The organism is Acidithiobacillus albertensis (genome assembly GCF_001931655.1).
Lineage (GTDB): Bacteria > Pseudomonadota > Gammaproteobacteria > Acidithiobacillales > Acidithiobacillaceae > Acidithiobacillus > Acidithiobacillus thiooxidans.
The window spans coordinates 1566332-1588087 of the sequence record NZ_MOAD01000001.1 but is presented as its reverse complement, the minus strand read 5'-3'; the positions used below and the strand labels follow the sequence as shown (position 1 = coordinate 1588087).

At 54.5% G+C, this 21756-nt stretch carries 19 protein-coding genes and 1 tRNA gene; 10 read left to right on the top strand and 10 right to left on the bottom strand.

Translation table 11 applies throughout. The annotated features are described in order from the left end of the window. Positions 1–91: 91 nt before the first annotated feature. Both gltX and cysS read left to right on the top strand, forming a co-directional pair. Complete coding sequence (gltX, locus tag BLW97_RS08190; RefSeq protein ID WP_075322902.1) at positions 92–1633, top strand: glutamate--tRNA ligase; 1542 nt, start codon at positions 92–94, stop codon at positions 1631–1633. Further along, entirely contained in the window at positions 1633–3033 is a 1401-nt protein-coding gene (gene cysS, locus BLW97_RS08185; RefSeq protein WP_075322901.1) for a cysteine--tRNA ligase, read from the top strand. The genes gltX and cysS overlap by 1 nt, the downstream gene beginning before the upstream one ends. A gap of 27 nt (positions 3034–3060) precedes the next feature. On the opposite strand, the gene BLW97_RS08180 is transcribed toward cysS, so the two are convergent. Beyond that, positions 3061–5526: an Rne/Rng family ribonuclease gene (locus tag BLW97_RS08180; protein ID WP_242947770.1), complete on the bottom strand. Its 2466-nt coding sequence runs from the start codon at positions 5524–5526 to the stop codon at positions 3061–3063. A gap of 198 nt (positions 5527–5724) precedes the next feature. Between BLW97_RS08180 and rluC the strand changes: the two genes are divergently transcribed. The 6 genes from rluC (at position 5725) to BLW97_RS08150 (ending at position 9841) form a co-directional block, all read left to right on the top strand. After that, complete coding sequence (gene rluC / locus BLW97_RS08175) at positions 5725–6678, top strand: 23S rRNA pseudouridine(955/2504/2580) synthase RluC (RefSeq protein WP_075322900.1); 954 nt, start codon at positions 5725–5727, stop codon at positions 6676–6678. Next, the gene (locus tag BLW97_RS08170) at positions 6675–7337 is read left to right on the top strand and encodes an HAD family hydrolase (protein ID WP_075322899.1); all 663 of its coding nucleotides are present in this window, start codon (positions 6675–6677) and stop codon (positions 7335–7337) included. The genes rluC and BLW97_RS08170 overlap by 4 nt, the downstream gene beginning before the upstream one ends. Positions 7338–7347: 10 nt before the next feature. Beyond that, positions 7348–7560: a hypothetical protein gene (locus BLW97_RS08165; protein ID WP_143214864.1), complete on the top strand. Its 213-nt coding sequence runs from the start codon at positions 7348–7350 to the stop codon at positions 7558–7560. 175 nt (positions 7561–7735) lie between these two features. After that, positions 7736–8707 carry a DMT family transporter gene (locus tag BLW97_RS08160; RefSeq protein ID WP_077218321.1) on the top strand — a complete coding sequence of 324 codons (972 nt, stop codon included), beginning with the start codon at positions 7736–7738 and terminating at the stop codon, positions 8705–8707. 463 nt (positions 8708–9170) lie between these two features. Then, complete coding sequence (locus BLW97_RS08155) at positions 9171–9419, top strand: type II toxin-antitoxin system Phd/YefM family antitoxin (RefSeq protein WP_010638602.1); 249 nt, start codon at positions 9171–9173, stop codon at positions 9417–9419. Next, positions 9416–9841, top strand: coding sequence for a type II toxin-antitoxin system VapC family toxin (locus BLW97_RS08150; RefSeq protein WP_010638603.1), 426 nt, complete (start codon positions 9416–9418; stop codon positions 9839–9841). Before BLW97_RS08155 ends, BLW97_RS08150 begins: the two co-directional genes overlap by 4 nt. Positions 9842–10021: 180 nt before the next feature. On the opposite strand, the gene BLW97_RS08145 is transcribed toward BLW97_RS08150, so the two are convergent. Next, a tRNA-Leu gene (locus BLW97_RS08145) sits at positions 10022–10106 on the bottom strand. A gap of 55 nt (positions 10107–10161) precedes the next feature. Here BLW97_RS08145 and BLW97_RS08140 point away from each other — a divergent pair. Then, positions 10162–10767: a nucleotidyltransferase gene (locus tag BLW97_RS08140; RefSeq protein ID WP_075322897.1), complete on the top strand. Its 606-nt coding sequence runs from the start codon at positions 10162–10164 to the stop codon at positions 10765–10767. Between the two features lie 41 nt (positions 10768–10808). Here BLW97_RS08140 and BLW97_RS08135 read toward each other — a convergent pair whose 3' ends face one another. From BLW97_RS08135 to BLW97_RS08120, 4 genes are all read right to left on the bottom strand, one after another. Beyond that, positions 10809–11729 carry a DMT family transporter gene (locus BLW97_RS08135; protein WP_031575289.1) on the bottom strand — a complete coding sequence of 307 codons (921 nt, stop codon included), beginning with the start codon at positions 11727–11729 and terminating at the stop codon, positions 10809–10811. Positions 11730–11818: 89 nt separating this feature from the next. Further along, complete coding sequence (locus BLW97_RS08130; protein ID WP_075322896.1) at positions 11819–12892, bottom strand: NADH:flavin oxidoreductase/NADH oxidase; 1074 nt, start codon at positions 12890–12892, stop codon at positions 11819–11821. Continuing rightward, positions 12889–13617, bottom strand: coding sequence for a dienelactone hydrolase family protein (locus BLW97_RS08125; RefSeq protein ID WP_075322895.1), 729 nt, complete (start codon positions 13615–13617; stop codon positions 12889–12891). Before BLW97_RS08125 ends, BLW97_RS08130 begins: the two co-directional genes overlap by 4 nt. A 54-nt stretch (positions 13618–13671) precedes the next feature. After that, positions 13672–14280: a TetR/AcrR family transcriptional regulator gene (locus BLW97_RS08120; RefSeq protein WP_010638608.1), complete on the bottom strand. Its 609-nt coding sequence runs from the start codon at positions 14278–14280 to the stop codon at positions 13672–13674. A 127-nt stretch (positions 14281–14407) separates the two neighbouring features. Between BLW97_RS08120 and BLW97_RS08115 the strand changes: the two genes are divergently transcribed. Continuing rightward, a complete protein-coding gene (locus BLW97_RS08115) occupies positions 14408–15643 on the top strand; it encodes a hypothetical protein (RefSeq protein ID WP_075322894.1) in 1236 nt (411 codons plus the stop codon). A gap of 1 nt (position 15644) precedes the next feature. Here BLW97_RS08115 and nadC read toward each other — a convergent pair whose 3' ends face one another. From nadC to BLW97_RS20010, 4 genes are read right to left on the bottom strand one after another with little or no spacing between them, the layout of a single operon-like run. Then, on the bottom strand, positions 15645–16472 hold the full coding sequence (gene nadC, locus BLW97_RS08110; RefSeq protein WP_075322893.1) for a carboxylating nicotinate-nucleotide diphosphorylase: 828 nt from the start codon (positions 16470–16472) through the stop codon (positions 15645–15647). Further along, positions 16469–17836: a Na+/H+ antiporter NhaA gene (nhaA, locus tag BLW97_RS08105; protein ID WP_075322892.1), complete on the bottom strand. Its 1368-nt coding sequence runs from the start codon at positions 17834–17836 to the stop codon at positions 16469–16471. Before nhaA ends, nadC begins: the two co-directional genes overlap by 4 nt. A gap of 2 nt (positions 17837–17838) precedes the next feature. Next, positions 17839–20661, bottom strand: a complete 2823-nt coding sequence (locus BLW97_RS08100; RefSeq protein WP_075322891.1) for a valine--tRNA ligase — start codon at positions 20659–20661, stop codon at positions 17839–17841. 9 nt (positions 20662–20670) lie between these two features. Further along, a complete protein-coding gene (locus BLW97_RS20010; protein WP_242947769.1) occupies positions 20671–21747 on the bottom strand; it encodes a hypothetical protein in 1077 nt (358 codons plus the stop codon). Positions 21748–21756: the final 9 nt, after the last annotated feature.

Sequence of the window (21756 nt, the reverse complement as noted above, 5' to 3'; positions counted from 1 at the left end):
TTTCTTCCATTTCCTGAATGCTTGGCAAAAGAGAGAGGAGACTGCCTTTTACCAAGTATCCTGTTGCCGTTTTGTCATTGCGAGACGGCTTATGGCGCAATACTATACCACCATGAATCTAAAGAGTCGCTTCGCCCCTAGCCCCACCGGCTATCTTCATCTGGGAAACGCCCGCACCGCCTTGTTTGCCTGGTTGGCAGCACGGGCTGTTGCGGGCCGTTTTGTTCTGCGGCTGGAAGATACGGACCAGTCCCGCTCACCGCAAATGTATGAAAAAGCCCTGCTGGAAGACCTGCGCTGGCTGGGTCTGAACTGGGATGAAGGCCCCGACATAGGCGGCCCGGTGGGTCCTTACCGGCAGATGGAACGCCTGGATATTTATCATCAATACTACGAAACTCTACTGTTAGCGGGGCAGGCCTACCCCTGCTATTGCAGTGCCGAGGATCTGGCCGCAGAACGGGCGGTGCAACGGGCTTCCGGCAAGGCACCGCGCTATGGCGGACGGTGCCGGCATCTGAGTGTGGAGCAGCGCCGCGATCTAGAAGCCAGGGGTATTCAGCCGGTGTTGCGCTATCGGGTACCCGACTCGGGAATGTTGACCGTACCCGACCGGGTCTGGGGTGAGCGCAGCTATGCCCTGGCTGATCTGGGTGATTTTGTCATTCGCCGCAGTGATGGCAGTCCGGCCTTTTTCTTCGCCAATGCGCTGGATGACGCCCTGATGGGGGTGAATCTGGTGTTGCGCGGAGAGGATCATCTCAGCAATACCCCGCGTCAGATTCTGATTTTGCAGGCGTTGGATTTGCCCGTTCCCGAATATGCCCATCTGCCCCTTCTGCTGGGTAGTGATGGTCAGCCTTTGTCCAAACGTCACGGCGCGGCCAGTTTGCGTGATTTGCAAATTCAGGGTTATCGACCGGAGGCTGCGCGCAATTATCTGGCCCGTCTCGGTCACCATTATGCGGAAAATGACTTGCTGGATGATCAGACGCTGGCTGCGGGCTTTTCGGTGGAAAAAATAAGTCGTGCGCCGGGGCATTTTGATGACGTTCAGCTTCAACATTGGCAGCGTCTGGCACTACAGGCGTTGAGTGACACACAGCTCTGGGAGTGGTGGGATCTGCAGCATGCGTTGAACGATGCACAGCAATGGAAGCGTCTGCTTGCCGCCAACCTATCTGATATTGAAAATGGATTATGGGAAAAAATTTTGAAGGCTGTTAGTGAAGATGAAAATCTGCAAATACAGTTTGTCGCCGCAGTGCGCGCCAACGTGCTGTTTCCCGAAGACGCCGTGGATTGGCTAATACGTTGTTTCGCCGATGAGGCATTCGCTGCCTTGGAAAAAGAAGACACGGCCCTTGTCGCCCTTGCGGAAACGCCTGCAGAATTCTGGCCTTTGGCCGCGATGCACCTCCAGCAGTCGGCTGGAGATTACAAGATCTGGACGAAAACCCTGCAGCAGGAATGCGGATTAAAAGGAAAATCTTTGTTTATGCCCCTGCGGGCAGCCTTGACCGGACGCAGTCATGGTCCTGAACTGGCAGCCCTCCTGCCTTTAATCGGTATGGTGCGCGCGCAACAGCGCCTGCTTACTGCCGCCAGCGTATTATCTGAAGCGAGAAATTAATGTCGCCATCCCTGCCGTCCATCACTCTTTACGACACCCTGCAGCGTGACAAGACCATTCTGGAACCGGCAACGCCGGGGCAGGTGGGTATTTATGTTTGTGGCATGACAGTCTATGACTACTGTCATCTGGGTCACGCCCGGGTCATGGTCACTTTTGATACGGTAGTGCGTTATTTGCGGGCACGGGGCATGAAAGTGACCTATGTGCGTAATATTACCGATATTGACGACAAGATTATCCGTCGTGCGCTGGAGCAGGGCGAGTCTATTCAGGCGCTGACCGCGCGTTTCATTGAGGCCATGCATGCCGATGAAGCCGCCTTGCTCTGCCAGAAGCCGGACCTGGAGCCGCGTGCTACGGAGCATGTGGGTGCCATGCAAAACATGATTGCCGAGTTGATTGAACGGGGACATGCCTATGCAGCTGCCAACGGCGATGTGTATTACGCCGTGCGCAGTTTCCCTGACTATGGCAAGCTTTCGGGTAAATCCATAGATGAACTCAATTCGGGCGCGCGCGTGGAGTTGGGCGAAGATAAACGCGATCCCCTGGATTTTGCCCTCTGGAAAGCGGCCAAGCCCGATGAACCCTCCTGGTCTTCACCCTGGGGTGAAGGTCGGCCCGGCTGGCATATAGAGTGTTCGGCCATGTCTGCAGATGCCTTGGGCTGCACTTTTGACATTCATGGTGGCGGCGCCGATTTGCAGTTTCCGCACCATGAAAATGAAATTGCCCAATCCCAGGGGGCAGGGTGCGCCTTCGCCCACTACTGGATGCATAACGGCTTTGTGCGCATCAATGACGAAAAAATGTCCAAGTCCTTGAATAATTTTTTAACGGTGCGCGAGCTTCTGCCTCTTTTTTCAGGCGAAGTGCTGCGCTTTTTTATTCTTTCCAGCCAATATCGCAGTCCCTTGCATTACAGTGAAGAAGGATTGGAGCAGGCCCGTGCCGGATTGACGCGCCTGTACACGGCGCTGCGCGGCATGCCAGCGCGCCAAATTGTGCCCGAATTGGGCAGTGAATGGTGGGAGCGCTTTCATAACGCCATGAGTGATGACTTCCATACTCCGGCGGCGCTCGCCACCCTTTTTGATCTTGCCCGGGAAATCAATCGCTTGCGAGATGAGCAAAGCGAAGTTGCCGCACCCTTGGCCACCCTCCTGCGCGAGTTGGCAGCCATGCTGGGAATATTGCAGGAAAACCCGGAAAGCTATTTCCGGGGTTCCAATGAAAGCGATAATGCCTGGATTGAAGAGCGCATAGTGGCCCGCCTTGCCGCCCGCCAGAAAAAAGATTTCGCGGGTGCAGATGCCATTCGTGCGGAATTGGCTGCTGCAGGGATTATTCTGGAAGATGGCCCTGCCGGTACCAGTTGGCGACGGCAGGGAGCCTGAATTGCCGAGCAGTAGCCGCTTTACGAATTAATCGTCGTTAAGCGGCAGGGACTGCTGACCGGGGTCTTCAACACTTTCTGCAACGTCCCCTACTGAAACAGCCGCTGTTGCTGCCGTTTCAGTAAACAGCGGCAAATGCCAGTCTTCAGGACTGGTTACCGTCGCTGCTGATGAAGAGCTCCCGGTGGCAGAAGGTTCCGCCAGCGCAGTCACTGGCTCTGCAGAGAGCTCTTCTGCTTCAGAATCAGAGGACTGGACGGACTCTGTTATGGAGCTCGTGGTTTCAGGGGCTGAATCAGGCTGTATCTCCACTGCTTCCAATGTTTCCGCCCGGGTTTCTTCATGAGCTTCCGCTGGCGCTTCCTTGACAGCTGCAATGCCAGCAGGCTCGGTAGCGAGACTCTCACTAAGCACTGCTGTGCTCACCGGAGTGGCTACCAGCATTTGATGCCAGTCGTCCGTGGCAGGAACCGGCCCGGGATAGATCAGCAGTTCACGCGGCGCCGGCTGTTCAGGCTTTGCCGGCGTTTTGGCTGCTGCTTTAGGCGCTGCATGAGTGGTTTCCGGTGTGGTTTCCCCGGCCTCCATTTCCTGAGCGTTTTCGTTCTCTCCTGGATTACCCTGGGTCGAACGCCGGGCTCTGGCCCGCCGACCTCCGCGCCGCCGACGGCGGCCCCGGTTTTCTTCGCCGGAATTTTCTTCGACTATTTCCTCTTCAGGAGCAGGCGGCGTTTCACCGCCATTACTTTCTGCCAGAAAGGTAGCTGCGTCCACCGGGACATAACGCGATACCAAAGCGCGTACCAGACGGGCGAGAATCCCCTCTTCGGGCGCGGCAGCCTTGTTGCTGCTGCCAGTATTTTTGCTTTTGGCTGCTGGCGCCGGAGTGCGGAGCGGGGGAAGCACGTCGGGCGGTGGTGGCGCAGTCAGCGGACTGAGCGCCGCAGATTCGGTACCAGGGCGGCTGGGACGTGCGGGTAAAGCATTGTTCAGATTTTGTGGCAAAGTCCGCGTGGCGCTCGCCTCCATGCGGGTGCGCTCAATGTTGTAGTGCGGTGTAACCAACTCCGGCTTGGGAATAATGACAATGCGGGTTTCTGTTTTTGCCTCAAGTTCGAGAATCGGTAGACGTTTCTCGTTGAGCAGATAGACAGCCACATCTACCGGTACTTCACACTGTACTTCAGCCGGCCCGGGTTTCATGCATTCTTCCTGCAGCAAGCGCAGCACATGCATGCTGGTTGCCTCACAGCCGCGAATCTGACCCGTACCATTACAACGCGGGCAGGGTTCCGAAGACGCTTCTTCCAGACTGGCTCCCAGCCGCTGCCGAGACATTTCCATCAAACCAAAGCGGGAAATACGGCCGAGCTGTACGCGCGCCCGATCCAGCTTGAGGGCTTCCTTGAGCTTGCCTTCCACTTCACGTTGATGTTTAGGAGACTCCATATCAATGAAGTCCACCACAATCAGGCCGCCCAGATCCCGCAGACGGATTTGACGAGCAATTTCTTCCGCCGCTTCCAGATTGGTACGGAAAGCGGTTTCGGCAATATCCTGACCCTTGGTGGAGCGGCCGGAATTGACGTCCACGGCAACCAGTGCCTCGGTATGATCAATGACAATGGCTCCGCCCGACTCCAGCCGCACTTCCCGACTGAATGCCGATTCAATCTGCTGTTCAATTTGATAGCGGCTGAAGAGGGGCACGTCGTTATCGTAATGTTTCAGGCGGTGCACCATTTTCGGCATCATGGCGCCCATAAACTGTACGGCAGCGTTATAGGCCCCTTCCTCATCAATGAGGACTTCACCAAAATCTTCCGAAAAATGATCGCGCAGGGCCCGGACGACCACATTTCCTTCCTGGTAAATCAGAAAAGGGGCGGCACGGGGTGCGGCTGTATCGACAATGGCCTGCCAGATTTGTTTCAGATATTCGAGATCACGATGCAGCGCCTCAAGTTCTTGACCAATACCGGCAGTACGGGCAATAACACCCATATTTTCGGGAATATCGAGAAGTTGAAGGTGCTGACGAATCTGGGTGCGATCATCGCCCTCAATGCGTCGGGAAACGCCGCCCGCCCTGGGATTATTGGGCATCAGGACCAGATAGCGACCGGCCAGACTGACGAAGGTGGTGAGGGCAGCACCCTTGCTGGAGCGCTCTTCCTTGTCCACCTGAACAATGACTTCCTGACCTTCGCGAATCAGCTCTTGAATACGTTTGCGGCCCTGGCCGGATTCCTGCTGCTGGAAGTATTCCCGGGCAATTTCCTTGAGCGGCAGAAAGCCGTGACGTTCGGCCCCATAATCGACAAAAGCCGCCTCCAGACTGGGCTCTACGCGGGTGATTCTGCCCTTGTAGATGTTGCTCTTTTTTTGTTCCTTGTAGGCGCGTTCAATATCCAGGTCGAGGAGTTTTTGACCATCTACCAAAGCCACCCGCAACTCCTCTGCATGGGTAGCGTTAATCAACATCCTTTTCATAAGTTCTTCTTTCTCCGGCGCTCAACCCACATGCTCAATCAAGCAGGCCGGGGAGCGCAGCGTTTGTAATTGGGACCGAAAGGCTTGCCCTTCGATGCTAAAATGGGGGCCGCACTCTGTTAGCGCAGCGTCCTCAGTCGCAATATATGCCATAAAAGAATAGAATCGCAATCGAAAAAATGCAGGGGCGGTGAAAATATGGCGGAAAACGGAGTGCGACAGTGGCTGGTGACCGATGCGGATGCGGGCCAGCGTCTCGACAATTTCCTCCTGCGGGTCATGAAGGGCGTGCCCCGTTCCCACATCTACAAAATCCTTCGTAGTGGCGAAGTGCGGGTCAATAAAGGCCGGGCGCGGCCACATTACCACATTGCTGTTGGCGATGTGCTGCGCCTGCCGCCGGTGCGCGTTGCTGAGCCGAGTGATCCGGCCATTCTTCCTGCCCATCTGCGCGGACAACTGGAATCGGCGGTTCTTTTTGAAGACAGCCATGTGCTGGTACTGAACAAACCCAGTGGTCTCGCAGTTCATGGCGGTTCCGGTTTGAGCTGGGGAATTATTGAAGCCCTGCGCCAACTGCGGCCTGAAGCCCGCGAACTGGAACTGGTGCATCGCCTGGATCGCGATACTTCCGGTTGTCTGGTGCTCAGCAAAAAGCGCTCGGCATTGCGGGCGCTGCATGAGGCCTTGCGCCAGGGGCAGATGGAAAAACAATATCTAACCCTGACCCTGGGTGACTGGAAAGACAAAACGCGCTCTGTGCGCTTGGCCTTGCGCAAAAACACCCTGCAATCGGGAGAACGCATGGTGCGGGTGGATCCGGTCGACGGCAAACCCGCACATACGCGGTTTACGTTGCTGGAGCATTTCCCAGGTGCGGCTTTATTGCAGGCCGATCTGGATACCGGGCGCACTCACCAGATCCGGGTTCATCTACAGGCCATAGAACACCCGGTGGCGGGTGATGAAAAATATGGCGACGCGGCTTTCAATCAGCGCATGCGCAGTCTGGGTTTGCGCCGCCTGTTCCTGCACGCGGTCAGCATTCGTTTTACGCATCCTCGTGATCAGCAGCCCATGCATATCCAGGCTCCGTTGCCTGCAGAGATGGAAGGATTACTTCAGCAATTACGTCAGGAGTCCAAATCATGAATCCCGTGCTGCAGGATCGCCGTCTGATTATTTTCGACTGGGACGGCACTTTGATGGACAGCATTCCCACTATTTGCCGATGCCTCGCCCATGCATTCGCCTATGCCGGACTGGCCGATCGCGGTGAAGAGCAATATAAGGAAATTATTGGCTTAGGCCTTGGTGATGCGCTGGCGGTTCTCGCCCCCGATGCGGACGAAAACTTGCGTTCCCGCATTTTGGAGGGGTACCGGAATTGCTTTTTTGCCACCCCGGCAGTCGATATGCCACTTTTTCCTGGCGTGGAACAGACGGTCATTGCCCTGGCGGATGCCGGTTTTGAAATTGCCGTGGCAACGGGCAAGGCGCGCCGTGGTCTGGACAAGGTGCTGAACGAAAACCCGCACCTGGCGGCACGCATCAGTGCCAGTCGTTGTGCGGACGAAACCCGTTCCAAGCCCGATCCCCTGATGCTCGAACAGCTCCTGGATCATTACGCGTTGGCACCCGAAGCCGCCGTCATGGTCGGGGATACCGTCCATGATATGGAAATGGCAGTAGCTGCAGGAGTGCTGCCTTTAGGGGTACTTTGCGGCGTTCATGACAGCCAACGGCTGACGCGGGCGGGAGCGGCGCTGTGCTTGCCTGATCCGAGGTTTTTGCTGCGTGAGGTTGGTTGAAGCTTTATTCATGCTATTCATTAAACGCTTTCAGGTCGGGCAAGATCGCATTGAGCGAAAACTGGAAGAAGTGGTGACCCGTTTAGGTTCCTTGGAGGTCAGTGTTGCGAGTGTGCGCCGGGACATTGCCCATAACAAAGAGAACACAGCCACCATCAGTGTGCGAGTGGATCGTCTGAGTGAACGCATAGACCGCATCAAGTACCGCCTGGAGCTGTTTTGATCCAGCACAAAATGAGTGGCCTCTGCTTTTTGTCTCATACAGGCCCGGACCAGTCAGCAGGCTGGTCCGGTTCAATCAAAGGGTTGAGGACTAGACCAGTCCGGCCCATGAGACATAATGATGCATTGCGTCTGTTAAAAAGAGTTAATAATATCAATAGGTAAAAGGGTGGAAAGTGTTTGATAAAAAATTCAAGCATTCATTTTCTCTGGCGATCAGCGCGGGATTACTTTCATCCTTATTTTTCAGTGTGACCTTTGTACTGAATAAAGCTCTGGACAACGCTGGTTACAGTTGGCAATGGTCTGCTTCCCTACGTTATTTGATCACACTGCCCATTCTTTTGGTTATATTCCTGTTTGTAAAAAATAAGCGACCGTTGCTGGATTCACTGAAAAAGCGCCCCATACTTTGGATGCTTTGGGGAACGGTGGGTTTTGGTCTTTTTTATGCACCTTTGACCTTAGCCGCTTTTTATGGGCCAGCTTGGTTAGTTGCGGGATTATGGCAAATTACGATTCTTGCCGGAATGCTCTTGGATGGATTGATCAGTCGGAATCACGATTCGGAAACATGTCCAAGACGCTTTCCCTGGCGTTCTTTTGTCATATCACTGGCAATGCTGTTTGGGGTGCTATTGATTTTGTGGGATCATCTCATGACAACGACTTTTCATGATAGCTTGTTTATTGCTCTACCGGTACTGCTGGCCTGTTTTGCCTATCCCTTGGGTAATCGGATGATTATCAGCAGAATAGATCCGGCTGTGGGTTCCATGGACCGCATGCTGGGGATGACCATCGGCAGTCTGCCATTTTGGTGTGTTTTGGGTATTTGGGGGCAGACTGAGTACGGCTGGCCCCCGTTGCAGCAGGTTGGCCTTGCTGCGCTGATTGCTGTCAGCTCTGGTGTCGTGGCTACGGGGCTGTTCTATTATGCAACCCGCTCAATGTACCCTTGGCCTGATCGTCTTGCTGCCGTGGAGGCTACCCAAGCTGGGGAAGTATTGTTTGCAGTTTTAGGATCGATATTTTGGCTGGGTGAGGCGCTTCCAGGCACATTGGCACAATGGGGTTTAGTATTGATTGTTCTTGCCATGTTGGGTCATGTTCTGCCTTCTGAGTTATTCCGCCTGGGTCGAAACTAATGTCGCAAGCTTTCCAGTAAATCTACCGCCAGGACGGCTCCGGCTAAATCAATTTCCAGATCGCGGGCGAGGCGGCGGTTCAGGCTTGATTTCATACTCTACATGGCAGGTTTTGAGAACACGTGATCAGTCGCGCCTTTTCGTTACTCTGTAACGACTATTATTCAGACCATCGGATTGACAACCCGCTGGTCTGATCAACTCAACCTCCAGCAAATAAATGAATTGCAGTGCTGGTTGCACACTGATTTCTGGCACTTTGCCCAAAACTCGCCCAAGTGAACTCCAAAAACCTCCTGTTGGTATCCCGTCACCACAAAGTAATGTATGCAGTCGAGCTAAGGCCCTGTTAGTCTTGCTTCGCGAAACTTTGTTATTCGAGGTTCCCTTTATTTAACTTGTCTGTAACTTGCAATAAAAGCGACCAGTCTATATGCTGGTCTGTATTCGCGGGAGGTTTTTCATGAACATCGAAGTCGGATCCTATGAAGCAAAGACAAAACTGCCGGAGTTGCTGCGCGGCGTCCAGGCTGGTAACCGCTACACCATTACTTTACGTGGCGAGGCCGTAGCTGATCTTGTGCCCGCAGAATGCAATTTGCATCAGGATACCGTGACCGCTGTCGATGATATGCTCTCCTTTATGCAGACCAATAACAACCTGGTTGGTGCCGTTGATGTTAAGGCGCTCATCAACGAGGGCCGTGCGTGAGTTTTGTTCTGGATGCTTCTGTCGCCATGATCTGGTTGGTGCCTGAAACTAATCCGGCGGGTGTTGATTATGCCCGTGCGGTTCTCAGGAGACTGAAGGAATCGCAGGCTCTGGTACCCCCATTATGGTCGCTTGAAGTGGCTAATTTCATCGCCAAGTTAGAGTCCAAGGGTATAGTCACCGAGGTGAACTCGCGATATTTCATTGCCATCCTGGAGCGGCTCAACATCATGACCGATCAAGCGATGGTGACACACGCTTTGAGCGACACTTTAAATCTAGCCAGACGCTTCAAGTTGTCTTCCTACGACGCCGCCTATCTGGAATTGGCTTTGCGTAAAGGCTTGCCTTTGGCTACGCTGGATGCCGATCTGGCGAAGGCAGCGAAAATTGCTGGCCTATCAAATATGGACATCTCCTGAGATGGATTACATCCAAGGGTACTTCTGAAAAAGTGATTTATGGACTGGGCCAGCAAATCCTACGTCCATCCTGAGGGGGGATACGTCCGCATAGACTGATCCGCCCAAAGCGCGCTTCGTCCTGGTATATGACGCTCTGAGGGCGGGCAGTTTTTTGACTGGCGCGGCTAACCCTGTATTTGGTGCGAAAGGGGAGACTCGAACTCCCACGCCGTGCGGCGCTGGAACCTAAATCCAGTGCGTCTACCAATTCCGCCACTCTCGCTTACGCGCTATCTTATGCGGAATAGTCTCTGGCGACAATCATCGGAGTACCGAGCATGAGCAAGTCACAGCAACCCCATCGTTTACGCCGTTTGCTGGCTGTGGAGTCGGCGCGGATCATGGCGGAGGAGGGCGTCGTGGATTTTCGGGTGGCCAAGGAAAAAGCGGCGCGGCGTTTGGGTGCGGGGGGGGATGCTCAGCACCACTGGCCGAATAATAGTGAGATAGAATCGGAATTACATGCCCGCCTGCAGCTTTTTCACGGACCTGCCCATGCGGTGGATTTGCGCGAACTGCGCGAGCGGGCGCTGAAAGCCATGCAGTGGCTGGAGGTGTTTCAGCCGCGTCTGACCGGCCCGGTGTTGAATGGTACGGCTACGCGCCATGCGGCAATTACCCTGCATTTATTTGCGGATGCCCCTGAGACGGTCATTTTCTTTTTGATGGATCAGAAAACGCCCTATGAAGAAAGCTGGCAGCGCCTGCATTTTGGCGATGCCCCGGCGCAAGATTATCCCTGCCTGAAAATTGACTACGCAGACACGGAGATTCGTCTGGTCATTTTTGCGCTGGATGAAGACCGGCGCAGTCCCGCTTCGCCTGTGGATGGAAAACCGGTGAAGCGTGCAACTGGTCAGCAATTGCGCAAAATGCTGGAATAAGAGCAGACGCGAAAGGGACTTTAACATCCAAAATTTTCGATTTATTCCTGACCCGTTGGCAAAATAGCGTTTTCCTGTTCACGGGGGCGCAGGTGTTGCCAGCTGACCAAAGCCAGTGCGACAAAAATGCAGACCATTCCCACACCTTCCCAGCCTCCCGGAGTTTCTCCCAATTGCAGCCAGGCGGCAACGACGCCAATCAGCGGCGCTGCCAGGGTGCCCATGCCCGCGATTCCCGAGGGCAGTTTCTGCAAGGCGTAGGCCCAGAGAAAATAGGCCAGAGCAGTACCGGGAATAGCATTATAAAGCAGGGCACCGACAAATACGGGTGTCCAATGAACCGTCAGCGGGTCAATAAACAAGGTCATGACAATCAGCCCGAGTCCGCCGAAAATGGTTTGCCACAAAGTACTGTTGAATAAATCCATGTCGGGGGGCGCATAACGCTTTTGCCAGAGGGCGGAACTGGCCCACAAAATGCCTGAAATCAGTGCAATCACGCTGCCAGTCCATTCGCCGTCGAAACTCCAGGGCTTCAGAATGGCAATCAGACCCAACAGGGCCAATAGCACGGCGGGCCATTGTAATCCGTGCAATTTCTCGCCGAGTAGAGGCCAGGCAAACACAATCAGCCAAAGCGGCATCATGTAGACCAGAATGGCCGTTTTTCCGGCGCCGCCATATTCCAGCGCCCAGAGAGCAAGCCCAATAAAGCCGGTGGTTTGCAACAGGCCGAAGGGAATGATATAGCGGGCTGAGGGCATCCGCAGTGGTCTTTTCAGCCAGATGATCAGGGGAATCAGGACGATGACACTTAGCCAAACGCGCAGAGTGGCAAACAGCAGGGGTGGGCAGTCGCTTATGGCGACTTTCATGACGACCCAGTTATATCCCCAGATTATGGACAACAGGGCCAGTGCAGCCAAAGGCCAGAGTGTCACCGGTTTTTTGGGGGAAGGCATCAGTCTGTGGCTCCAGAATGTAAAAACCGGGATGGCAACCCATCCCGGCGATTCACTTAACCCCTCCCTGTGGAGAGATAAGCGACGTTTTAGCGCAATTTGGCCCGATCGTATTGTTCTGGCCAAGGCAAGTCTACTCCCAGTTCACGGGCGGCGTGCAGGGGCCAGTAAGGATTGCGGAGTAATTCCCGGGCAAGGGCGATACCATCGGCTTGTTCTGTAAGCAGAATATGTTCGGCCTGCATGGCTTCGGTAATCAGTCCGACGGCAACAGTGGGTAATCCGGTTTGTTGGCGTATTTGTTGTGCGAAGGGCGTCTGAAAGCCAGGGCCAGCCGGAATGACCGCATCAGGGGTCATTCCGCCGCTGCTACAGTCAATAACGTCCACAGCTCTTGCCTGCAACTGCTTGGCCAGGGCGACGGATTGTTCCAGATCCCAGCCACCGGGTACCCAGTCTGTGGCCGAAATGCGAACCCACAGAGGCAGATGGTCGGGCCAGACCGCGCGCACGGCATCGGTGATTTCCAGGGGCAGACGCATCCGGTTTTCGAGGCTGCCACCATAGGCGTCATCACGATGATTACTGATGGGCGAAAGAAAGCTGTGCAGGAGGTAGCCATGGGCCATGTGCAGTTCGAGGACTTCAAATCCGGCATGGAGCGCTCTTTGTGTAGCAGCCACAAAGTCCTTGCGGACCTTTTCGATATCCTGAGCAGTCATGGCCTCGGGTACCGTGTGAGCCGGACTGAAAGGCAGCGGGCTGGGGCCATAAGGTTGCCAACCCTGTTCCGCATCAGGCGCGATAGGTGCGCCGCCGGCAAAGGGGGCCTGAGTAGAGGCCTTGCGTCCGGCATGGGCAATTTGTATGGCAGCTATGGCCCCCTGTTTTTTCATGAAGCGGACGATGGGTGCCAGAGCTTCGGCTTGGGAGTCGTTCCAGATACCCAGATCGCGCGGAGAAATGCGACCCTCGGGACTTACAGCGCTGGCTTCGGCCATGACCAGTCCGGCGCCACCCACCGCGCGGCTGCCGAGGTGAACCATGTGCCAGTCACCGGCTACCCCGTCCGGGGTGGAGTACTGACACATGGGGGCGACGACAATGCGGTTGCGCAGCGTGATGCTGCGCAGGGTCCAGGGTGTGAACAGTTTGTGACTCATGCCTGCCCTCCAAGATGCTGACTGAAATGATCCAGGGTAAGGCGCCAGCCTTCGGCGGCAGCTTCGGGACGATAGCTGTCACGCGGGTCGGCAAAAAACCCGTGAGGGGCACCGGGGAACAGCGTCAGGGTATAACGCTTTTTGGCGGTGCTGAGGGCTGCGGCAATGCGTCCATGTTCTTCCGGGGTGATGGATTGATCTTCGGCCCCGTAAAGGAGTAGCAGCGGGGCGCGCATCTGCTCGACCAGATGCAGGAGCGGTTGGCGTCCGGCCGGATCCTTATCCGGGGCAATGCCACCGCCATAAAAGGCCACGGACGCGCCGATTTTGTCGGCATGTACGGCATTGGCCATGAACGCAAAGCGGCCGCCCATACAAAAGCCGACAGCGCCGATAGCGTGCTTCATGACTTCGGGACGTTTTTGCAGTTCGGCAATGGCCAGCCCCGCTTCCTGCATGGCCAGATCATCTTTCAGGGTTTTAAGATGTCCGATCGCATTTTCAAAATCAGCATATTCGTACACCTTGCCATGATACAAATCGGGGACGATGGCGCAGTATCCCGCTTTGGCAAATCGTTCGGCTACTTCCTGAAAATGGCTGTTTACGCCAAAAGCTTCAATAAATATGACGACGCCAGGATGCGGGCCGTTGCCGCCGGGGCGGGCGTACCAGGCGCGGGGACCATTTTCCAGTTGTAGCCATTCGGAATGAATTTCAGACATCACTCTACCTCCTTATTCGAGCATGAAAAAAGGGAAGGGGGGATTGTTACGGGATCAGACCGCTAAAGACTGAATATAAACTTGTAGTTGCCGGAGGCAACGTTGGTAGGCGTCGATGGATTGGGCGTTTTTGCCCAGCCCGACACAGCCTTCGATGGAAGCAACAATATAAAGGGCGATATCCTCGGGATTCGAGTCCTGACGTACCTGACCTGCGGATTGACCTTCCTTGAGTGCCTGTGTGACGACTTCTACCCAACGTTCAATGATTTTTTGCAGACCCTGCCGAAAGGATTCATCCAGAGGACTCATTTCCTGAATCAGGTTGTTGAGCGGGCAACCATAGCGAATAACGGATTCATCCGCTTGGGAAATTTTCTCTGCAATGAGATTGTACAGACCAATGATGGGGTTATCGTGTTGGGCGAGCATGGTAAACCAGCGCTCTTCCAGTTGCGGCCCGATCACTTCTTCAATGACCGCGAGCCCGAGATCGCGCTTGGTACCAAAATGATGATAAAGCGCCCCTTTGCTTACAGAAGTGTTGGCGAGGATACGCTCCAGACTCGCAGCCTGAAAGCCGGATTCCAGAATTTCGTGGTAAGCAGCATCCAGAAGATCGTTGCGGGTCTGTTCGGGATTGCGCGTTTTACGTTGGCTCATAGTCATCATAAGCTTGGAAGATACCGACCAAACGGTATCTTGTCAATAAAGCATACGTCCGGTTTGGGAAAATGAGTTAAGCGCGTTAAACTGACAAGTAGCGTGTGAAGGCGAATCGGGGTGGTGGATGAAAGCATCAATAGATTTTCAGCGGCAGGGTGACAAGCAGAATTCGGCTTTTTTTGAAGAATGGTTAGGGCGCCTGTTGGAAGATCGCGATCGCCAGGGGCTTACGGAAAATATTGGCCGCATCGATGCGCTGATGATTACGGTAGAGCCGGGACATTCTGCCGCTTATGTGCATGAATTGTGTTTGATGACGCCTTACAATTATCTGGTCACCCTCGAAACCGATCAGCATTCCACCCACATTCTCCGCATTGATATGAATGCGCCAGATGTGTTGATTCGTGAAGTGAAAGATCCCAATCTGCATGGTATTTTCCGCAGCCTGAACGAGGTGTATCCAGTGGGGGCCAAGCGTCCCAACTCGCGATACATGGGAGAAGTCTTTCAGGTCAAAAATCTCCATGAAGTAGTTGCCGTACAAAAAAACCGCGAAGTTCGGTTTTTTAATCAGGAGCAGGTGCGGCACCTGGAGTTGCCGGGCAATATGGTTATCGTCAAACCTTCTCCCTATACCCACAATATTGTCGGTTACTGGGAACGGCCTGATGATGACATCCGCGTTTATTCCCTCGGCGTGTCTTCCATTCGCGATGATATGCAGGTGGCTTTTGAACAAGCCAAAGTGTTACGAGAACAACTGGGTCTGGAGCAATTACTGCTGCCCATCGATCATCTGGCAACCCGGGTATACAGTCAGAACCGGGAAGCCGCCATTCTCGAATATCTGACTCTGTCCAGTTATTACTACTGGGGTTCTTACGATATTCCCGACCAGAACTCTTCTACCAATGTTACCAAAAGCGTGCATTATGAAAACGTGTTGAATAGTCCTGCCAAGGTGTTTACCGCTGCCAATCATCCTTATTTTTGCAATCATTTGATTGGTCAGCCTTCGCCCACCGAGGCCTTTGTGCGTAATTTTGGCCCCCGCCTTCATCACATTGCCGTGGGCGTGCAAGACGGACGCACCCAGGATCAGATCAACATTGATTATGTGGTGGACGCTCTGCGAAATTGCGGGCAGAAGTTTCTGTTGCAGGTCATCGGTTCGGAGCAGGAAGGCTTGAAACAGATTTTTTCCAGTGCTTCCGAGCACTCTTCCCTGATTATTGAATACGTGCAGCGTTTTGGTGGTTTTCAGGGATTTTTCACCAAGGAAAATGTCGCTGACCTGACCGCTGCTGCGGGCGCCGATGAGACGCTGCGCAGCCTGGATGCAGAAGCCCGCGCCTGAGCTAAAAATAGCGCAGGGATAAATCCAGGCTCTGTAAATTCCGGGTAAGACTGCCGACAGAGATAAAATCGACGCCGGTAGCGGCCACAGCGGCTATGTTGTGGAGGCCCATATTCCCCGAAGCTTCCAGAGGAATTTTTCCGGCCACTCTCTGCACGGCCTGGCGCAGGGATTCCAGCCCGAAATTATCGAGCAGGATCATGTCCGCCCCTGCCACCAAAGCTTCTTCGAGTTGTTCCAGATTTTCCACCTCAATTTCGGTGCGGGTCAGGGCCGGAGCAAGGGACCTGGCAGCACTCAGCGCCGCCGTAATGCCACCACAGGCGGCAATGTGATTTTCCTTGATGAGAATCCCGTCAAACAGCCCCAGCCGATGGTTGTGCCCGCCACCCACACGCACCGCATATTTTTGTGCCTGACGTAAGCCGGGTATGGTCTTGCGGGTGTCCAGCAGGCGGGTCCTGCTGCCCTTCAGCAATTCTACAAAATGATGCACGGCCGTTGCGGTGCCCGACAGGGTCTGGAGAAAGTTCAGGGCGCAACGCTCGGCGCTGAGGAGGGCGCGGGCTGGGCCTTCGAGGTGGCACAGCACCTGATCGGCGGCGACGGCGCTCCCTTCAGCAACCTCCCAGTGTAGCTTCAGTTGCTTGGAAAGTGCCGCAAACGTGGCCGTGGCGTAGGGTTGTCCACAGAGAACCCCCGGCTCACGACTGATGATGCGGGCCTGGAGTGTCTGCGCTTCGGGAATGAGTGCAGCGGTCAGATCACCGCTCCCGAGGTCTTCGCGAAGGGCCTGTTTGACGACATCTATGAGGTCTTCAGGAATCATTCCAACTCCTTGGTTTTGCTGCCTACCCAAAACAGCCAGATTAATCCTGCGCAGGCGGCAGTCAATGAAGCCAGTAAAATGCCCAACTTGGCTTCTTCTACCAGCAATGCATCTTTAAAGGCCAGGTCACTGATAAATAGAGACATGGTGAAGCCGACCCCGGCCAGACCGGCAGCACCAAGAAGATGGGGCCAACTCACCCCGCTGGGCATGCGGGCCATTCTGATTTTGATGGCCAGCCAGCTTGCCAGGGAAATGCCGACAAATTTCCCGAGCACCAGTCCCAGTAAAATACCCAACGTGACCCGGCTGAGCAGCATTTCAATGCTGATGTGGGCGAAATTGATGCCGGCATTGGCCAGCGCAAAAATGGGAATCACGGCAAAAGTTACCCAGGGCTGGAGGCGATGTTCCAGATGTTGTTGCGGGGCAATGGCCTCGGCACTGCTGTGTTCAATGCTTTGAATGATGCCCGCGAGCTTGCCGTTGACCAGCGGATCAAGCCGTTTGCTGTGAATGATGGTATCGCGCAGGTTTTCACTGCGGGCGCTGAGGGTGTCCGCCAGTTGGTCAGGACGAACCCGTCCCCGTGCAGGGATGGTGAAGGCGAGCAGAATGCCGGCGACCGTGGCATGAATGCCGGAGAGCATCACAAAATACCAGAAAGGCAGCCCCAGAATCAGGTAAGGCAGAACTTTGCGAACGCCACTCTGGTTAAGCAGAATCAAGGCCAGCAGAATCAAGCCGGCGATGATCAATGCCGAAACATTCAGTGATGGAGTGTAAAAAATAGCAATGACCAGTACCGCGCCAAGATCATCGGCAATAGCCAGAGCGGTCAGAAATACAATCAGGTTACGCGGGATCCGCCAGGCCAGTAAAACTAGGATGCCAATGGCAAAGGCAATGTCTGTGGCCATGGGAATTCCCCAGCCTTCGGCGGCAGGCCCGCTGGGATTGATTTGGTGATATATCAGTGCAGGTACCAGCATCCCGCCCCCTGCGGCAATAATGGGCAGGGCTGCGTCCCGTAGGGAAGATAATTCTCCTACCATAAATTCCCGTTTTAATTCCAGACCGACCACAAAAAAGAACACGACCATCAGTCCGTCATTGATCCAGTGGTGCAGACTCTGGTCGAGTATCCAATGACCCCAATGGATGCCGAAATGATTTTCCCAAAACAGGTGATAGGACTGATGCCAGGGGGAATTGCTGAGGAACAGGGTCAGCAGTGTCGCGACAATGAGAATAATTCCACCTGCTGTCGCGCGTCGCAAAAACTGCTCGAAAGGCGAAAAGACCTTGCCAAAGAGCAGTTCGAGGGGGTAGTAATGTGTTTGGCGAGACTCGGAATCCGCCATGTTCAGAGCAACTCCAGTCGTGCTGCCTGTTCCTCCAGTTGCTGCAGGGCCGCTTCAATTTCCCGCAAACGCTCTTCTTCCTTGGCGACGACTTCGGCGGGAGCACGGCTACGAAAACTTTCCTGGCCCAGTTTACCGAGGGTCTTACCCCGGTCGGATTCCAGACGTTGCTGTTCCTTGTGCAGACGTGCGCGCTCGGCACCCACATCTATGACCCCGGCCAGAGGGACCAGGACTTTCAGATCTCCCAGCAGTTGCAGAGCGGCCGGGGGGGCTTCTTCGCTGTCTGACAGCCATTCCAGACTGATTAAACGGGCCAGGGCAAACAGCCAGTGTTGGTAGTGCTCTGCACGGGTACGATCCCGGGCAACGCCGCCTTGCAACAAAACTGGCAGTAATTTGCTGGGCGGGATGTCCATCTCACCACGAACGGAGCGTACGGCGCGAATGGCATTGATGAGCCATTCCGTATCGGCATCGGCCTCGGGATCCACACGTTGCAGATCGGCTATGGGGTAGGGCGCTACGGCAATGCTGCTACCGCCTTTGTCGAGCATGGGTGCAATGCGCTGCCAGAGTTCTTCACTGATGAACGGCATCACCGGATGCAGCAGACGTAAACCGGCTTCCAGTACCCGCAACAGAGTGTTGCGGGTTCCGCATTGCTGCGCCGCCGTAAACGGGCTGTCTTCACGCAGCACCGGTTTGCAGAGTTCAATGTACCAGTCGCAGTAATCATTCCAGAAAAATTGGTACAGTGCGTGGGCAGCATCGGCAAAGCGATACTGATCAATGGCAGTATTTACTACTGCTTCACAGTGCTGCAGGCGTCCGATAATCCAGCGTTCCGGGGCCATCAGTTCTCTCTCGCCGTGCAGCAGGCTGATTTCGGGAACCTGCATCATGGCAAAACGCGCGGCATTCCAGAGTTTGTTGCAGAAATTACGGTTACCTTCCACGCGTTTCAAATCAAATTTGATGTCCCGACCCTGGGTGGCCAGAGCAGTAAAGGTAAAACGCAGGGCGTCAGTTCCGAAGGCGGGAATCCCCTCGGCAAATTCCTTGCGCGTGGATTTTTCGATTTTGGCAGCCATTTGCGGCTGCATGAGTCCCCTGGTGCGTTTGGCAACCAGATCTTCCAGGCTGATTCCATCGATCAAATCGATGGGATCCAGCACGTTGCCCTTGGATTTACTCATTTTCTGGCCTTCGGCATCGCGGACCAGGCCATGGATGTACACTTCCTGGAAGGGTACTTCATCCATGAAGCGTAAACCCATCATGATCATGCGTGCGACCCAAAAGAAAATAATGTCGAATCCGGTAACGAGAACGCTACCCGGATAAAAGCGCGCGAGATCCGGTGTTTTTTCCGGCCAGCCAAGAGTTGTAAATGGCCAGAGGGCGGAGCTGAACCAGGTGTCGAGCACATCGGGATCCCGTTCGAGGACCACGGGCATCCCGTAATGGCGGCTGGCCTGACTATGGGCTTCCTCTTCGTGGCGTGCGACAAATATGTGCCCGTCGGGGCCATACCAGGCCGGAATCTGGTGTCCCCACCAGAGCTGCCGGGAAATACACCAGTCTTCAATCCGGTTCATCCAGTCAAAATAGGTTTTGTTCCAGTTTTCCGGCACAAAGCGAATCCGGCCTTCTTCTACGGCCTTGATGGCGGGTTCAGCCAGTGGTGCCACTTTCACATACCACTGATCCGTCAAATAGGGTTCAATGACCGCCTGGGAACGATCGCCACGCGGCACCATCAGCTTGTGGGCGTCTGTCTGGACTAAAAGTCCTTCGCTTTCCAGTTGGGCCAGTATCTGCTTGCGCGCAGCATAGCGGTCCAGTCCTCTGAGTGTGCTCGGAATCTCTTCGGCCGGGACGGATTCTGCGCTGGTAAACACCTCAAGACTGTCACGAATACGGGCATCTGGGGTAAATACGTTGATCAAGGGTAAATGATGACGCTGACCCACCTGATAGTCATTGAAATCATGGGCCGGAGTGATTTTGACGCATCCCGAGCCAAATTCCGGATCGACATAATGATCGGCAATGACCGGAATTTCTCGCCCCATGATGGGCAGACGCAGAGTTTTGCCAATCAGGGCGGCATAACGTGGGTCGTCGGGATGCACAGCAACAGCGGCGTCTCCCAGCAGGGTTTCCGGACGGGTGGTCGCCACCACCAGAGAACCACTGTCATCGCTCAGTGGATAACGAATGTGCCAGAGAAAACCGTCTTCTTCCTCACTGAGTACTTCCAGATCGGATACGGCGGTGCGCAGGACCGGATCCCAGTTGACCAGACGTTTGCCACGATAGATGAGGCCCTCATCGTGAAGTTGCACAAATACTTCGGTGACCGCTTGTGACAAACCGCTATCGAGGGTGAAGCGTTCCCGCGACCAGTCACAGGAGGCGCCCAGACGGCGCATCTGTCGGGTAATATGCCCCCCTGACGCATGACGCCATTCCCAGACTTTCTCCAGAAAGGCGCTGCGACCCATCTGATGACGATCACCACCTTCCTGAACAATCTGCCGTTCCACCAGCATTTGTGTGGCAATTCCGGCGTGGTCGGTGCCGGGTTGCCAAAGTGTTTCTTCGCCGCGCATCCGGTGAACCCGGACAAGAATATCCATGAGGGTATCCTGAAACGCATGCCCCATATGCAGGGTGCCGGTGACATTGGGTGGCGGCAACATGATGCAGTAGGGGTTTTGCCCGGGCTGAGGCTGGAATATTCCAAGCTCCTCCCAGCGTTGGTAACAGGTCTGTTCTATTTCGGCGGGGGCGAAGGGGCGGTCTAAATGGTCAGTCATGAGCCTTCATCAGTCAGGTTCGGTGGGGGTGATTTGTTCCAGGCCATTATGCAGTACCCGCTGAAGAATTTCAGGTAGGGAAGCGCGCATTTCCTGGGCAAGACTTTCGCGTAATTTAATGCCTTCCAGCGCCAGCGTGCGCATCAAGGTCAGACTGACCTGTTCTTTCCAGACTTTCTGCAGATGCTGAATCATCTGTTCTTCCATCTCGTTAATGACCCGTCTTTCTATTTCCTGAAAAAGTAATTGCTCAAAATCTTTCAGGAAATCAAGATCAAGAGGAGTTTTTTCTGGCACAGGTGATGGCTCGGGTTCCTGTACTGGATGTCCTTCCACAAATTCTTGATGTTCTTCTTCTTGATGTTCTTCGACGGATGGCTTAATTGCCGTATCTGCGGCCGCATCTGTAATGGAAGCCTCCGGCTCAACCCTGGTAGCATCTACAGTTACTTCCTCAACAGGTTCTTCGGCGGGTTCGGGATTGCTCTCTGCAGTTTCATTGATAATGCGCTCAGGTTGCCAGGCTTCAGACACTGGCGATTCGCCAATATCCTCTTCAAACCGTATTGGTTTTTCAGCGGGTTCCGGATTTATTGGTGCAGGCTTCAGGTGTTCGCTGACCAGACCAGTAATGGATTGATCTGCGAAATCGGAATCACTTTTTTCTCCAAATGTAGGCTCGGATCTGGAGCTGGTAAACTGCATGAGTCCCTGGCGCATACGCTTAAGTGCTGCTTCCAGGTCGCGGTCTTCAAAGTCCTGCTGCGGATTGGCTGTTTCTGCTGGCTGCCAACGTGCTTCACTTTGCGTGTATATTTTAGCCTGTTCTGTGTCAGCGACGGCTGTAGAGCCAGATTCAGCTTCTTCCCATTGCATCGAAAATTTATCGGCCTGTCCGGCATCAAGGGGTGCTGGTGTTTTATGGGATTCGCTATTGGGTTCCGGCATGAAAGGTGATTCTTCATGGCGCCAAAGCTGCGGAGGTAAACCTTCGCGTACAACCTTGGTAAGCAGCAAGGGTGCGTCGTCGTTGTCTTCCAGTGATTCTTCAAGCACTGGTTCCTTGCGATCAGATTGTTTATTCATTGTGGTATC

Coding starts and splice junctions, on each gene's coding strand:
- nhaA (WP_075322892.1), bottom strand. CDS start 17,836: ATGGCGGATTCCGAGTCTCGCCAAACACATTACTACCCCCTCGAACTG.
- BLW97_RS08155 (WP_010638602.1), top strand. CDS start 9,171: ATGAACATCGAAGTCGGATCCTATGAAGCAAAGACAAAACTGCCGGAG.
- BLW97_RS08100 (WP_075322891.1), bottom strand. CDS start 20,661: ATGACTGACCATTTAGACCGCCCCTTCGCCCCCGCCGAAATAGAACAG.
- BLW97_RS08120 (WP_010638608.1), bottom strand. CDS start 14,280: ATGAGCCAACGTAAAACGCGCAATCCCGAACAGACCCGCAACGATCTT.
- cysS (WP_075322901.1), top strand. CDS start 1,633: ATGTCGCCATCCCTGCCGTCCATCACTCTTTACGACACCCTGCAGCGT.
- BLW97_RS08125 (WP_075322895.1), bottom strand. CDS start 13,617: ATGTCTGAAATTCATTCCGAATGGCTACAACTGGAAAATGGTCCCCGC.
- rluC (WP_075322900.1), top strand. CDS start 5,725: ATGGCGGAAAACGGAGTGCGACAGTGGCTGGTGACCGATGCGGATGCG.
- BLW97_RS08165 (WP_143214864.1), top strand. CDS start 7,348: ATGCTATTCATTAAACGCTTTCAGGTCGGGCAAGATCGCATTGAGCGA.
- gltX (WP_075322902.1), top strand. CDS start 92: ATGGCGCAATACTATACCACCATGAATCTAAAGAGTCGCTTCGCCCCT.
- nadC (WP_075322893.1), bottom strand. CDS start 16,472: ATGATTCCTGAAGACCTCATAGATGTCGTCAAACAGGCCCTTCGCGAA.
- BLW97_RS08180 (WP_242947770.1), bottom strand. CDS start 5,526: ATGAAAAGGATGTTGATTAACGCTACCCATGCAGAGGAGTTGCGGGTG.
- BLW97_RS08140 (WP_075322897.1), top strand. CDS start 10,162: ATGAGCAAGTCACAGCAACCCCATCGTTTACGCCGTTTGCTGGCTGTG.
- BLW97_RS08170 (WP_075322899.1), top strand. CDS start 6,675: ATGAATCCCGTGCTGCAGGATCGCCGTCTGATTATTTTCGACTGGGAC.
- BLW97_RS20010 (WP_242947769.1), bottom strand. CDS start 21,747: ATGAATAAACAATCTGATCGCAAGGAACCAGTGCTTGAAGAATCACTG.
- BLW97_RS08135 (WP_031575289.1), bottom strand. CDS start 11,729: ATGCCTTCCCCCAAAAAACCGGTGACACTCTGGCCTTTGGCTGCACTG.
- BLW97_RS08115 (WP_075322894.1), top strand. CDS start 14,408: ATGAAAGCATCAATAGATTTTCAGCGGCAGGGTGACAAGCAGAATTCG.
- BLW97_RS08130 (WP_075322896.1), bottom strand. CDS start 12,892: ATGAGTCACAAACTGTTCACACCCTGGACCCTGCGCAGCATCACGCTG.